This is a genomic window from Pseudomonas sp. RIT-PI-q (assembly GCF_001297125.1).
GTDB lineage: Bacteria > Pseudomonadota > Gammaproteobacteria > Pseudomonadales > Pseudomonadaceae > Aquipseudomonas.
The window spans coordinates 94,380-107,066 of sequence record NZ_LHPC01000055.1 but is presented as its reverse complement, the minus strand read 5'-3'; the positions used below and the strand labels follow the sequence as shown (position 1 = coordinate 107,066).

Here is a 12,687-nt window from a genome sequence, read left to right as displayed (position 1 = left end):
GGCTGATCGTTTTTACACGCAGCACACAAATGGCAGACTCACTGAAGCCCTTGTAGGAGCTGGCTTGCCAGCGAAAGCGGTGAGTCAAACAGCAACGTTTTCGACTGGACGTTCGCCTTCGCTGGCAAGCCAGCGCCTACAAGGAGGGTTGCGTCATTCAGAACTGTGGTTTGTAGGTCACGCTGAACATGACGTTGCGTGGATCGCCGTAGTAGTTGTTGGCCGAGACCTGGCTGTACGCCGGAATGAAGTATTTTTTGTCGAACATGTTGTCCAGGTTCACTGCCAGCGTCACCTCATCGCTGGCCTCGTAGGCTACGCGCGAACTCCAGATCGCAAACCCGGGCTGATCGAACCCACGATCAAAACTGACAGTGCTGCTCTGCGCTTTGACACCCGCGCCGACGCTGACTTTGCTGAAGTCCCCCGGCAAGGTGTAATCACCCCAGATGCGCACCATGTGCATCGGCGTAAACGTGGAGAAGACCTTGCCCTCGAGCTCCGGATCCTTGAGGAATTTGGTGGTGTTGTAGGTATAGCTGCTGGCCAGTTGCAAGCCCGGCGCTACTTCACCGCTGATCTCGGCTTCAATGCCCTGGCTGCGAATCTTGCCGGACGCCGTCGAGCAGTACCATCCGCTGCACGCCTCATCGCTTTCGATATCGGTGGAGAAGTCGGTGACCGCACGATTTTTGTGGATGTAGCGGAACAGCGCCAGCGAGGTGTTGAGCTGGCCATCCATCAATTCGCCCTTGATGCCCAATTCGTAGTTTTTGCCCTCGACCGGCGGCAGTCCGGTTTTTTCCTTGGTCAACTGAACCTGAGGAATGAACACTTCGGAGTAGCTGCCATAGACCGACCACTCATCGTTGAGCGCATACACCAGCCCGGCGTATGGCGTGACCTTGCCGCTGGTCTGGACCGAGTTTTTCTCGCCGCCGTCCTGAAGTTCACGGGCGAAGTAATTGTCCTGGTTAAACGCAAAGTCGTACCAGCTGGTACGCGCACCGAGGATCAGGGTCAGCGGATCGGTCAGTTTGACCTTCCACGAACCGTAAATGCCTTTCTGCCGAACGTCATACGTGCTGACGGCCAGGTTGGCGCTGTCGGCGATGCTGTCGAAGCTCTGGAAGGGTCGGTGGTGGTCGATATCGCTAATGTCCACGCCCGGTGCAAACGCACGGGCATAGGAATCGTCGGTGGTGTATTTCGAATAGTTGGCGCCCAGTACCACACTGTGTTTGAACGACAACGCTTCGAAGTCACCGTTGACGAAAACGTCCAGCCCACGGTTTTTGCCGTAGAAGTCTGTGGAGTAATCAGCAAATCGCGGACCGCTCGTAGTGCCGACCGGCACCGCACCGGCAATGAACTGATAAGTCGCTTCGTTGGACTCGTTCATCGCTATCGCCGACGCCTTGAGTTTCCAGTTGTCGTTGAAGTGATGTTCCAGATCCAGATACACGGCGGTCTGGTCATTGAACGAGCGGTTCCAGGTCGAGCCGGTGTAGGTGGAGCGCGGCAAGTCCAGCGACTTGCCATCGGTGTAACGCGGCAAGCCGAGAAAGTAAGGGCGGCCGTGGCTTTTCTTGTTGCTGAAACCGACACCGAGCACGGTGTCCTCGCTCAGGTCGAAGTCCAGCGCGCCGTACACGGTCTGCTCCCAATTCCAGGTGTAATCGGAAAACGAATGGCCTTTCTCGTAGTTGACCACCGCACGGCCACGAATGTTACCGGCTTCATTCAGCGGGCCACCGACATCCGCCTGCGAGGCATAACGATCCCAACTACCGACCTTGGCACTCAACGTCACTGCCGGTGCGGCTTGTGGGCGTTTGCGCACCAGGTTGATCGCGCCGCCCGGGCTATTGGCGCCCTGAAGCAAGCCCGCCGCGCCGCGCAACACTTCCATGCGGTCGTAAATCACCATGTTTTCGGTGATGTAACTGCCCAGCGCGTAGACGTCGCGAGGAACCGGCACACCGTCGTATTGCAGCGCTTCGATGTCGAAACCTCGGGCAAACATGAACATGCCGGGGCCTGGTGACCTGATCGAGCTCAGGCCGGGCACCGCTTCAACCGCTTGGGTCAGGGTGGTGATGTTCCGGTCATCCATCGCCTTGCGCGTCAGCACGCTGACCGATTGCGGGATGTCCTTGAGCTTCTGCGTGCTTTTACCAATGGTGACGGCACCAGTGGTGTAGGAACCCGTACCTTCCGTGGTCGTCCCCAAGCGCTGAGCACTGACGTTGGTGGCGCCCAACTCCAGTGCCGACCCCGTGGCCAGGCGCTTTTCCAGGGTCACACTGTCGCTGTCGATATAGCTCGCTTGCAGTCCCGTGCCCGCCAACAGCCGCGCCAATGCTTCATCCTTGGCATAGCTGCCGCGCAGGCCTGGCGATTGCACACCCTGGGTGACGTCGGCCGAAACCAACACCTGAATCCGTGTCACTGCCGAAAATGCGGCCAGTGCGGCGTCCAGTGATTGAGCAGGAATCTCGAAGCGAAAGGTCTGGGTCTGCGCCGCAGGCGTGGTCTGTGCGTAGACCGGCTCGCCCGCGACTGCCAGGCCGAGGGCCAGCGTCAACAAAGTCGGCAAGCCGGGCAGGCGCCGGGCGGCAATCGGATGTCCCATGGATGTTTCCCCAGTGATCGAAGTCGGTGTTGCGGCGCGGCACTACTTGAGAGTGCTTATTGTTTACGCCTCAGTGATCAAGGACGACGACCCAGGAGAAAACCCTGAAACTATTTGAGAATTATTTGCAACCACACGTATTTCTGTAGGAGCGAGCTTGCTCGCGATGGTCGTTAACGATGACGCGTACTGTCTGATTTAACACGGCGTCCTTGCGGCCATCGCGAGCAAGCTCGCTCCTACAGGTTTTGCGCTCAACCTTCACGCAGGACCAACAAGTACGGGGTGTAGTGGTCGGCGCGTAGGTGCAGGGTGTAGACCAGTGCCTTGAGCACCGCCTCGGGTTTGTCGATGTCGAACACCCCGGAGACTTGTCGCTCGCGCAAATCATTACCCAGCACCAGCGTGCGTCCCGGCCAATAGCGGTTCAACTCGTCCACCACTTCGGACAGCGATTGCTGGCGAAACACCAGTTGGCGTTGACGCCAGGCGAACCCCGACGCCGGATCGAAACCATGCACAGCCGTCAGTTGCCGATCCTGATACTCGACGGCGCGACCGGGCTCCAGATACACCGGATCACCGCGCCCGGCATTCACTTCGACACGCCCCTCGGCCACCTGCACGCGGGTCTGATCTTCGCGTTGGGCAACGCTGAATTGCGTGCCGACCACCCTCACCCGCCCGTTGCCAGACTCGACGATAAACGGCCTTGCGGCATCCTTGGTCACCACGAACCAGGCTTCGCCGCGTAACAACCGCACGTGCCGTTCGCCAGCGTCCATGCGGATTTGCACAGCGGTGTCGGTGTTGAGTTGAAGTTCGGAGCCGTCGGCCAGTTCCACCCGGCGCATCTCGCCGGTGCCGGTGGCGTAGTCGGCGCGCAAGCGATCGAGCCACGGGGTTTGCAGCGCCACCAGCCCGACCATCAACAACACGGCGGCGGCACACGACCACTCCAGCCATCGGCGAGGACGCTGTTTGCGCCAGCGTGCCTGCTGTTGTTCCAACTCGCGAATCGCCTGCGCCGGTTGGCGCATTGCACCGAGCATCATCTGGACTTCCTGCCACGCATCGTCCTGCGCCTGGCCCTGCGCCAGCCACGTGGCGAAGGCATCGAGTTCAGCGGCGGTGACGTCCTCGGCCTGCAGGCGGAAGTACCAGCCGGACGCCTCGGCAAACAGATCGTCGGCCGGGGTCGGTTTATCGGGTTCGATCATCAGGGGTTCCACGGCTACGGGTTCGCGAGTCATGGCCGCGATCCTCGGTCATCGTTCGCCAACCGTGCCTGGATAAAGGCCCGGCAATCGATCAGCGCACGACGCAATTGGTATTCGACGCTACGCGGGCTGATGGCCAGGCGTTCGGCAATCTCCCGGTAGGAACATTCGTCGACATGATAGAGCAGGAAAATCTGCCGGGTCGCTTCGGACAACGCCGAAATCGCATCACGCATCAGGGATTCGTCCTGGTAGGCGGACAATTGCTCGACGGCGGACGGACTGGAGCAGGGCAAATCTTCACTGGGCTCGCCGACTTCCATGCGCTCACGGCGAATGGTCTGGCGCTGATGATCGCGCACCAGGTTGCTGGCGATGGTGAAAAGAAAGGCCGGCAGGTTGTCGATTTTCTCGCCGGATTCAAGGCGCGCCAGGCGCAGGAAAGATTCCTGGGTCAGATCGGCCGCCACCTGGGCGCTGCCGGTGCGGCGGGTGACGAACGCTTCCAGGGCTTTCTTTTGTTCGGCGAACAGGCGAGCAATCTGCGTATTCCAGGAGGGCACAGCACTACCTTGATCGAGAGGTCGTTCAGGAGCGCGCACGCTAGCAGAAGATGCGAGTGATTCGCAATTGATATATTTCAGCAACAACCGGTTCGTGTGTGGTGGATGTTATGGCCCCATCGCGGGCAAGCCCGCTCCCACAAGGTTTTGGGTGAAACAACGATGGTGTGAACACCCGAATCCCTGTGGGAGCGGGCTTGCCCGCGATGGCCGCACCTCGGTCTTACTGAATCTCTTCAGGTTTGACGATCACCCAGTTCTTGTCCGCCGTCACCGGCAAACCTTCTTTGGCCTGGGCCGCGGCGTGCTTGGCCATCATGCCGTTTATCTGGGTCATGTATTTGTCTTTGCGATTGACCCACAGGTGAATACCACCCTTGGCCACGTCGACGCTGTGGAACAGCATGTAACCGTCGCTGCTCGGAGTATCGCCGCCCACCAGAACCGGTTTTTTCCACTCATCGATGTAGGTCAGGATCGCCGCCTGCTTGCCGGCCATCCAGGTCGCCGGGGTCCACAGGTACGGGGTCAGTTCCAGGCCAAGGTTGGCCTTCTCGTCATACTTGCCCGCGGTGATCTGCTTGCGCGCCGTGGTCAGCTCGCCAGTCTTGGTGTCCTTGAGCAGCAGGCTCACGCCGATGACGTTTTGCGGTTTGACGTTGTACCCATACTTCGGATCGGCCGCGACCATGCGCACCAGTTCTTCGGAGGCGGCGGTCATGACGTAGACCTCGATGCCGTTCTCCATCAGCTTGTTGTAGAGCTCTTGCTGGCCGGTGAAGATTTTCGGCGGGTTGACGTCGAGGTTCTTCACCACGTCGCCTTCGTAATAAGTCGCCGGCACCGGCTTGCCGGAGGCCATCAACTCGTCGACATAGCCTTTGAGCTCGGTCAGCGTGAAGCCGGAAAACACCTGGGCGACCCATGGGTAGCAAACCATGTCGTCGATTTCACAGAGGCGGTAGTAGTAGCTGAACAGGCTTTCCTTGTGCTCAGCGGTGTCTTTGAACGGGATCAGTTTCAGGGAGGGGTCGAGTTTGTCGCGGGTGATCAGGCCCTTGTTCTCCATGAACGGCAGCAACGATTCTTCAAGGTCGTAGCGGTAACTGGTGTTGTCCATGTCGAACACCGCGTAGTTACCCTTGTTGGCATTGGCCGCAATCATTGCGTCCAGCGCCTTGGCCTGATCGACCGGCCAATGCTTCAGATCCGTGGCGAGTACCTGGCCGGCGAGGCCCAGACAGAGTGCGGCAACCAGAAATTTCGGTGCGAACTTCATCAATATTTCTCCCTGAGTCAAAGATATCGACGCTAACAAATTAGTGTGACAGTCCTCGTCTGCCTGCGACCGCCCGCGTCCCTTTCGCGTCAGCTGCATCCCCGACAACGACATCCGCTTATTCCAAAAACGACAGTGAACAGACTTTTTTGATATTAATTCATTAGTTTTCAAGCTGTTAGGCTTGCCGGTTCGCAGCTGCCCCGGAAGGTGGCTGGCACAAGTCTCTTTCGGAGTTCACATGAATCTGCCGCTGATCCTCAATCTGCTGGTATTCCTCGCCCTGCTCTTCGGCTTGGCGCAAACCCGTCATACGACGTGGAGCTTAGCTAAAAAAGTCCTGCTCGCACTGGTGCTGGGCGTGGTGTTCGGTGTGGCGCTGCACACTGTTTACGGTGCCGGTAATCCGGTGTTGAAAGCCTCGATCGGCTGGTTCGATCTGGTGGGCAACGGTTACGTGCAGTTGCTGCAAATGATCGTGATCCCGCTGGTGTTTGCCTCGATCCTCAGCGCCGTGGCGCGTCTGCACAACGCTTCGTCGCTGGGCAAGATCAGCTTCCTGACCATTGGCACGCTGCTGTTCACCACCGCCATCGCCGCGCTGATCGGTATCGGCCTGACCAACCTCTTCGGCCTGACCGCCGAAGGCCTGGTCGCCGGCACCCAGGAAATGGCTCGCCTGCAAACCATCCAGACCGATTACGCAGGCAAGGTCGCCGACCTGAATGTGCCGCAGCTGTTGCTGTCGTTCATTCCGCAAAACCCGTTCGCCGACCTGGCGCGAGCCAAGCCGACCTCGATCATCAGCGTGGTGATTTTCGCCGCGTTCCTCGGCGTCGCGGCGCTGCAACTGCTGAAAGATGATGTCGAGAAAGGTCAGAAAGTGATCAACGCCATCGACACCCTGCAAGCCTGGGTGATGCGTCTGGTGCGCCTGGTGATGAAGCTGACCCCGTACGGCGTCTTGGCGCTGATGACCAAAGTGGTCGCCGGCTCCAACCTGCAAGACATCATCAAGCTCGGCAGTTTTGTGGTGGTTTCCTACATCGGTCTGGGCCTGATGTTCGTCGTCCATGGTCTGCTGGTGTCGGCGGCCGGGATCAACCCGCTGCGCTTCTTCCGCAAAATCTGGCCGGTGCTGACGTTTGCCTTCACCAGCCGTTCGAGCGCCGCGACAATTCCGCTGAGCATCGAAGCGCAGACCAGTCGCTTGGGCATCCCGCAATCCATCGCCAGTTTCGCCGCCTCGTTCGGCGCGACCATTGGCCAGAATGGCTGTGCCGGTCTGTACCCGGCGATGTTGGCGGTGATGGTGGCGCCGACCGTGGGGATCAATCCGCTGGACCCGTTGTGGATCGCGACGTTGGTGGCGATTGTCACGCTGAGCTCGGCCGGTGTGGCGGGTGTGGGAGGTGGTGCGACGTTCGCGGCGTTGATCGTGCTGCCGGCGATGGGTTTGCCGGTGTCATTGGTGGCGTTGCTGATTTCGGTTGAGCCGCTGATCGATATGGGGCGCACGGCGTTGAACGTGAGTGGGTCGATCACGGCGGGGGCGATTACCAGCCAGATCATGCAGCAGACCGATAAAGAGCTGCTGGATGCGGATGAGCATTCGGCGTTAGCTCACGCTTAAGTCTTTCAGCGACTGAGCGGGCCTCTTCGCGGGCAAGCCCGCTCCCACAGGAATTGCGGTGAAACACAAAACGTGTGAACACCACCAAACCTTGTGGGAGCGGGCTTGCCCGCGAAGCTTTTAGGCTTTCTCCCAAACCTCGAAGTTGTACGCTGGCTTGTCATCGACAGCCGGATTCGGCACGTTCGACACCAGCTTCCACTCGTTCAAATCAAACGCCGGAAACCACGCATCTCCTTCCGGGCTCAGCGCCACGCGCGTTAAATACAGCCGATCGGCCTGTGCCAACCCCTGCGCATACAACTGCGCGCCACCAATCAGCATCACCTCATCGACGCCCTGCTCGTTCGCCCATTCCTCGGCACGAACCACGGCGGCCTCCAGCGACGGATAAACCTCCGCGCCTTCCAACACCAGGTCCGCCTGACGGCTGACCACGATGTTCAGCCGGCCCGGCAGCGGACGACCGAGGGAATCCCAGGTCTTGCGACCCATGATGATCGGCTTGCCGAGGGTGGTGGCCTTGAAGTATTTGAAGTCCCCCGGCAAGTGCCAGGGCATGCTGTTGTCGACGCCGATCACACGGTTTTCACCGAGGGCTGCGATCAGGCTGAGGGGGAGTGATTTAGTCATGCCGGCGAGGATACCAGAGCCTCCGCTTCTCGCAACGTGGCCCCCCGACAAGCGCCACAGCGGTTATGCTCACAGCTGGATTGAGCGACGGGATGCCGCGTGACTGAACTGAATAACCTCTGGCTGACGGAAACCATTCGCCTGCGCGAAGAACACGCCGGCCCTCTGGATGATGTGGAAGCCAACCGACTGGCGCGCAGTGCGGGTGGTGACCTGCCGTCGCGCATTCAACGCCGCGCCCTGTGGCTGGCCGAACGCGATGGACTGAGCGCCGCGCTCAAACACTGGCTGCAAGGTGCGCGCCTGGCCCTGCTGGTGCTGGCGGTGCTGGCCGTGGTCAGCGGCGCCGGCCTGGCATTCGCTGCACTCGGCGACGGCCAAACGCCAGTCAATGTGTTCTGGGCGTTGGGCAGCCTGCTTGGACTGAATCTGATTCTGTTGCTGAGCTGGGCTTTGGGCCTGGTGTTTGCCGGTGAACACGGTGCAACGCTGGGGCGCTTGTGGCTGTGGCTCAGCGAAAAACTCGCCCGCGATGCCAAAGCCGCGCAACTGGCGCCGGCCCTGCTGCTGTTGCTGCAACGGCAGAAACTCAATCGTTGGGCGCTCGGTGTGTTGGTCAACGGTTTGTGGTTGCTGGCGATGCTCAGCGCCCTGGTGACGCTGCTGATGCTGATGGCGACCCGGCGTTACGGCTTCGTCTGGGAAACCACGATTCTCAGCGGCGAGACCTTCGTAGTCATGACCCAAAGCCTCGGCGCCCTGCCCGCCTTGCTCGGGTTCAGCGTGCCCAGCGTCGAGATGATCCGCGCCAGTGGCGATGCCGCACTGAACATCGAAAGCGCCCGCCAGGCCTGGGCCGCGTGGCTGGTCGGGGTGCTGCTGGTTTATGGTGTGTTGCCCCGTCTGCTGCTTGCTCTCTTTTGCCTGTGGCGCTGGAAATCCGGCCGAGCCGCATTGCGCCTGGACTTGAACCTGCCCGGATACGCCCAACTGCGCGAACGGCTGATGCCCCCCAGCGAACGCCTGGGCATCAGCGATGCCGCCCCGGCGCAACTTCATCGCGTCGAGACCGCTGCCAGCGACCTGCCAAGCGATGGCGCATTGCTGGTGGCCATCGAACTGGACGATCAACGCCCGTGGCCGCCGCAACTGCCAAAAACCGTCAGCAACGCGGGCATCCTCGACAGCCGCGAATCGCGCCACAAACTGCTCGAACAACTCAGCCGCTTCCCCCCGGCACGCTTGGCCATCGCCTGCGATCCACGGCGCTCGCCGGATCGCGGCAGCCTGGCATTGATCGCCGAACTGGCGCGCAACGCCAGCGCCACCCGCGTCTGGTTGCTGCAAGCACCACCGGGCGAAGCGCTGGATGCCGAGCGCCTCGGCGACTGGCACGTGGCGCTGCAACAACTGGAGCTGCCGTTCGCCGATTGCGCGCCGTTGAATTGGCTGGAGACCGGTCATGACTAAGCCCTGGAAACCACCGTTGAAACTCGCGGTGGTCGGCCACACCAACGTCGGCAAAACCTCGTTGCTGCGAACGCTGACCCGCGATGTCGGTTTCGGCGAAGTCTCCCATCGTCCCAGCACCACCCGGCATGTCGAAGGCGCGCGGTTATCGGTGGATGGCGAGCCCTTGCTCGACCTGTTCGACACCCCCGGCCTGGAAGACGCGATCGCCCTGCTCGATTACCTCGAACGCCTGGAACGACCCGGCGAACGCCTCGACGGCCCGGCTCGACTGGCGCGATTTCTTGACGGCAGCGAAGCGCGGCAGCGTTTCGAACAGGAAGCCAAAGTGCTGCGGCAATTGCTGACCTGCGACGCCGGTCTCTACGTGATCGACGCCCGCGAACCGGTGCTGGCCAAGTACCGCGACGAACTGGAAGTGCTGGCCAGCTGCGGCAAACCGCTGCTGCCGGTGCTGAATTTCGTCAGCAGCGCCAACCACCGCGAACCGGATTGGCGCGAAGCGCTGGCGCGGCTGGGCTTGCATGCACTGGTGCGTTTCGACAGCGTCGCACCGCCGGAGGATGGCGAACGTCGACTCTATGAAAGTCTTGCGCTACTGCTGGAAAACTCGCGCGAACAATTGGAGCGGCTGATCGCCGATCAGCAAGCGCAACGCCTCGCTCGTCAGCAAAGTGCGGCGCGCCTGATTGCCGAATTGTTGATCGACTGCGCCGCGTGCCGACGCAGCGTGGCGAGTAATGCCGAAGAGGAACAGCACGCCATCAGCGAACTGCGCAAAGCGGTTCGCCAGCGAGAACAGCGTTGCGTCGAGGCGCTGCTCAAGCTTTACGCCTTCCGCCCGCAAGACGCGGCGGCCAGTGACCTGCCGTTGCTCGATGGACGCTGGGGCGATGACCTGTTCAATCCGGAAACCCTTAAGCAGCTGGGCGTGCGAGTCGGCAGCGGAATCGCCGCGGGCGCAGCGGCGGGTGCAGGCGTTGACCTATTAGTGGGCGGCCTGACCCTCGGCGCGGCCGCATTGGCCGGCGCGATTGCCGGCGGCGCCCTGCAAACCGCGCGCAGTTATGGCAGCCGGTTGCTGGGCAAGATCAAAGGCCAGCGTGAGCTGACCGTCGACGACAGCGTGCTGCGTCTGTTGGCGCTGCGCCAACGGCAACTGCTGCAAGCGCTGGATGCCCGAGGGCACGCCGCGATGGACAGCATCCAGGTGGCCACGCCCCAGGACAAATCCTGGCGCGAAGGCAAACTGCCCGAGGCGCTGAACAAGGCGCGGGCGCATCCGCAGTGGTCGTCGCTCAATCCGCATTCGAAATTGAATCAGGCGGAGCGGCAGGAGCAGGTTGAGGTGTTGGCGCAGCAGCTTTAGATCTGCAGTGTTTGGGCGCGGCAATCGCGGGCAAGCCCGCTCCCACAGGATCCGTGGCGTTCACAAAACCTGTGGGAGCGGGCTTGCCCGCGATGGCCGCGCCTCGACCTCATATAATTACGCAACTAACAGGCGCACTGCTTTTTCCTTTAACACCCCAAGATCCATCACCGGCACGTGCATTTCCTTGGCCTGCTCATCCCACTGACGCATCCGCAGACTGACAGCACACAGTGGATCCTGCTCGAAGGCTTCTGCCTCTTCAACGCTCATCACCCCGCCCTGATATTCCAGGGTCCGGCGGCTGGCTTCGCTCAGGCGTTCGTAGTACCCAGGCTCCTTGAGCGTCAGATAACGCTTGGCCTGAACGTGGTATTCCACCAGCCGCGCCATGCGTTCGCTGAAGCCTGCGCGACGCAGGTAATCGGCGCCCAGTCGCTCATGACTGACCACACCAAAGCCGCCCATGTTCTCGGCACTCTCGGTGCAAATATGCCCGATGTCGTGAAAGAACGCCGCCAGCACCACTTCGTCATCGAAGCCTTCGGCCATGGCCCGTTCGGCGGCCTGGGACATGTGCTCGATCTGCGACACCGGCTCGCCGATGTAATCGCTGTCGCCAAAGCGTTCGTACAACGCAAACACCTCGGCGATCACTTGCTCATTGCGTTCCATCAATGTTCTCCCAATAAGGTCGCGACGTTACATTCGGCCATCGCCGGGCCGACGCTCATGCCCACACCGGTGTGCATCAGCGCCACGCTCACACCCGGCATTGGGCGCAGGAACGAGAACGGTCCCGGCCCCCGTGAACCATAGACACCCTGCCAGCGTTCGACCACTTGCACCTTGCAGCCCAGCGTTTGCTCGGCCAGTTCAAGCATCCAGTTGTCGACCTGCTCGGCGTTGAACGGCGACGGGTCGCTGCCGTAATGGTGGGAATCGCCGATGATCAGTTCGCCATGAGGCGTCGGGCTGATCAGCAGGTGAATGCCATTTTCATGCAGGTGCGGTTCCTCTCGCAGAATCTGCGCCTGCACCGCCGCCGCTTCCGGCAGATCGGCGAACGCGCCGTAGTGCACGCAACTCAAACCGGTGAGCAACGCGTGTTGCAGGTTGAGGTTGATTTGCGGCCTTGCGCGGAGCATTTGCAGGCGGCAGATGTGCGGCTTGAGTTCGGCGATAGGCGCGGCCAGCAAGGTCTGATAATCGTGGCCGGAGCAGACAATAATCTGCTCGGCGCTGAAGGTTCCAGCGGTACTGTGCAAGCGCCCCGGCTCGATGTCGCGCACCAGCGTGGAGAAGTGAAACTCGACCCCCAGCTCGCGGCGCAGGTAGTCGATCAACGCCGGAATCGCTTCGCGCGAATACAGTTGCTGATCGTCCATGCCGTGCAACGCGGCGCGGTGATGGCGGAACTGGCCGCCGTACAAATCGCGCAATGCGGCGCCACGCAGCAGGTTCACTCGATAGCCGTGTTCCACGGCGCGGCCGGCGCAGAAGGTTTCCAGCAGGCGTTCTTCGGCTTCGTTGCGGGCGAACAGGTACGAGCCATTACGCTTGAGTTGCAGGCCGGCGAGCTGCGCCCATTGGCCCCAGATCTCGCGGCTGGCCTTGGCCAGTTCGAGCATCGGGCCCGGGGGCTGGCCGGTGACGAGGGCTTGGCCGAAGTTGCGCACCGAGGCGCCGAGAGGCGTTTCGCTGCGTTCGAAAACGCTGACTTTGAGACCGCGTTTGGCGGCGGCGTAGGCGTGGGACAGGCCGAGGATGCCGGCGCCTACGATCAGCAGGTCGTTGTGGTGTGTCATGGGGTTTGTCCCTGAATTCGAGACCGCCTTCGCTGGCAAGCCAGCTCCTACAGGGTTATCGCGCGTCCCTGTAGGAG

10 protein-coding genes are annotated in these 12,687 nt (G+C 61.2%); 3 read left to right on the top strand and 7 right to left on the bottom strand.

What is annotated here, in order from left to right:
• Positions 1-157: 157 nt before the first annotated feature.
• The 4 genes from AEQ67_RS29635 to AEQ67_RS29620 form a co-directional block, all read right to left on the bottom strand.
• Complete coding sequence (locus tag AEQ67_RS29635) at positions 158-2,635, bottom strand: TonB-dependent siderophore receptor (RefSeq protein WP_059407312.1); 2,478 nt, start codon at positions 2,633-2,635, stop codon at positions 158-160.
• A 254-nt stretch (positions 2,636-2,889) separates the two neighbouring features.
• The gene (locus AEQ67_RS29630) at positions 2,890-3,888 is read right to left on the bottom strand and encodes a FecR family protein (RefSeq protein ID WP_152974931.1); all 999 of its coding nucleotides are present in this window, start codon (positions 3,886-3,888) and stop codon (positions 2,890-2,892) included.
• The gene (locus AEQ67_RS29625; protein ID WP_059407311.1) at positions 3,885-4,418 is read right to left on the bottom strand and encodes an RNA polymerase sigma factor; all 534 of its coding nucleotides are present in this window, start codon (positions 4,416-4,418) and stop codon (positions 3,885-3,887) included. The genes AEQ67_RS29630 and AEQ67_RS29625 overlap by 4 nt, the downstream gene beginning before the upstream one ends.
• Before the next feature lie 223 nt (positions 4,419-4,641).
• A complete protein-coding gene (locus tag AEQ67_RS29620; protein ID WP_059407310.1) occupies positions 4,642-5,697 on the bottom strand; it encodes a phosphorylcholine phosphatase in 1,056 nt (351 codons plus the stop codon).
• A 241-nt stretch (positions 5,698-5,938) separates the two neighbouring features.
• Between AEQ67_RS29620 and AEQ67_RS29615 the strand changes: the two genes are divergently transcribed.
• Entirely contained in the window at positions 5,939-7,330 is a 1,392-nt protein-coding gene (locus AEQ67_RS29615) for an L-cystine transporter (protein ID WP_059407309.1), read from the top strand.
• 120 nt (positions 7,331-7,450) lie between these two features.
• Here AEQ67_RS29615 and AEQ67_RS29610 read toward each other — a convergent pair whose 3' ends face one another.
• Positions 7,451-7,963: a dihydrofolate reductase gene (locus tag AEQ67_RS29610; protein ID WP_059407308.1), complete on the bottom strand. Its 513-nt coding sequence runs from the start codon at positions 7,961-7,963 to the stop codon at positions 7,451-7,453.
• A gap of 99 nt (positions 7,964-8,062) precedes the next feature.
• Here AEQ67_RS29610 and AEQ67_RS29605 point away from each other — a divergent pair, with 99 nt between their 5' ends.
• Together AEQ67_RS29605 and AEQ67_RS29600 are read left to right on the top strand one after the other, a co-directional pair.
• Positions 8,063-9,433, top strand: coding sequence for a DUF2868 domain-containing protein (locus AEQ67_RS29605; RefSeq protein ID WP_059407307.1), 1,371 nt, complete (start codon positions 8,063-8,065; stop codon positions 9,431-9,433).
• Positions 9,426-10,802 carry a GTPase/DUF3482 domain-containing protein gene (locus AEQ67_RS29600; RefSeq protein ID WP_059407306.1) on the top strand — a complete coding sequence of 459 codons (1,377 nt, stop codon included), beginning with the start codon at positions 9,426-9,428 and terminating at the stop codon, positions 10,800-10,802. Before AEQ67_RS29605 ends, AEQ67_RS29600 begins: the two co-directional genes overlap by 8 nt.
• A gap of 117 nt (positions 10,803-10,919) precedes the next feature.
• On the opposite strand, the gene AEQ67_RS29595 is transcribed toward AEQ67_RS29600, so the two are convergent.
• Both AEQ67_RS29595 and AEQ67_RS29590 read right to left on the bottom strand, forming a co-directional pair.
• Positions 10,920-11,477: a phosphonate degradation HD-domain oxygenase gene (locus AEQ67_RS29595; protein WP_059407305.1), complete on the bottom strand. Its 558-nt coding sequence runs from the start codon at positions 11,475-11,477 to the stop codon at positions 10,920-10,922.
• The gene (locus AEQ67_RS29590; protein WP_059407304.1) at positions 11,477-12,610 is read right to left on the bottom strand and encodes a TIGR03364 family FAD-dependent oxidoreductase; all 1,134 of its coding nucleotides are present in this window, start codon (positions 12,608-12,610) and stop codon (positions 11,477-11,479) included. The genes AEQ67_RS29595 and AEQ67_RS29590 overlap by 1 nt, the downstream gene beginning before the upstream one ends.
• Positions 12,611-12,687 lie beyond the last annotated feature (77 nt).

What these genes read in the sequence shown, in the direction of transcription:
- AEQ67_RS29630 (WP_152974931.1), bottom strand. Translation starts at nt 3,888, where the DNA reads ATGACTCGCGAACCCGTAGCCGTGGAACCCCTGATGATCGAACCCGAT.
- AEQ67_RS29590 (WP_059407304.1), bottom strand. Translation starts at nt 12,610, where the DNA reads ATGACACACCACAACGACCTGCTGATCGTAGGCGCCGGCATCCTCGGC.
- AEQ67_RS29595 (WP_059407305.1), bottom strand. Translation starts at nt 11,477, where the DNA reads ATGGAACGCAATGAGCAAGTGATCGCCGAGGTGTTTGCGTTGTACGAA.
- AEQ67_RS29610 (WP_059407308.1), bottom strand. Translation starts at nt 7,963, where the DNA reads ATGACTAAATCACTCCCCCTCAGCCTGATCGCAGCCCTCGGTGAAAAC.
- AEQ67_RS29635 (WP_059407312.1), bottom strand. Translation starts at nt 2,635, where the DNA reads ATGGGACATCCGATTGCCGCCCGGCGCCTGCCCGGCTTGCCGACTTTG.
- AEQ67_RS29615 (WP_059407309.1), top strand. Translation starts at nt 5,939, where the DNA reads ATGAATCTGCCGCTGATCCTCAATCTGCTGGTATTCCTCGCCCTGCTC.
- AEQ67_RS29600 (WP_059407306.1), top strand. Translation starts at nt 9,426, where the DNA reads ATGACTAAGCCCTGGAAACCACCGTTGAAACTCGCGGTGGTCGGCCAC.
- AEQ67_RS29620 (WP_059407310.1), bottom strand. Translation starts at nt 5,697, where the DNA reads ATGAAGTTCGCACCGAAATTTCTGGTTGCCGCACTCTGTCTGGGCCTC.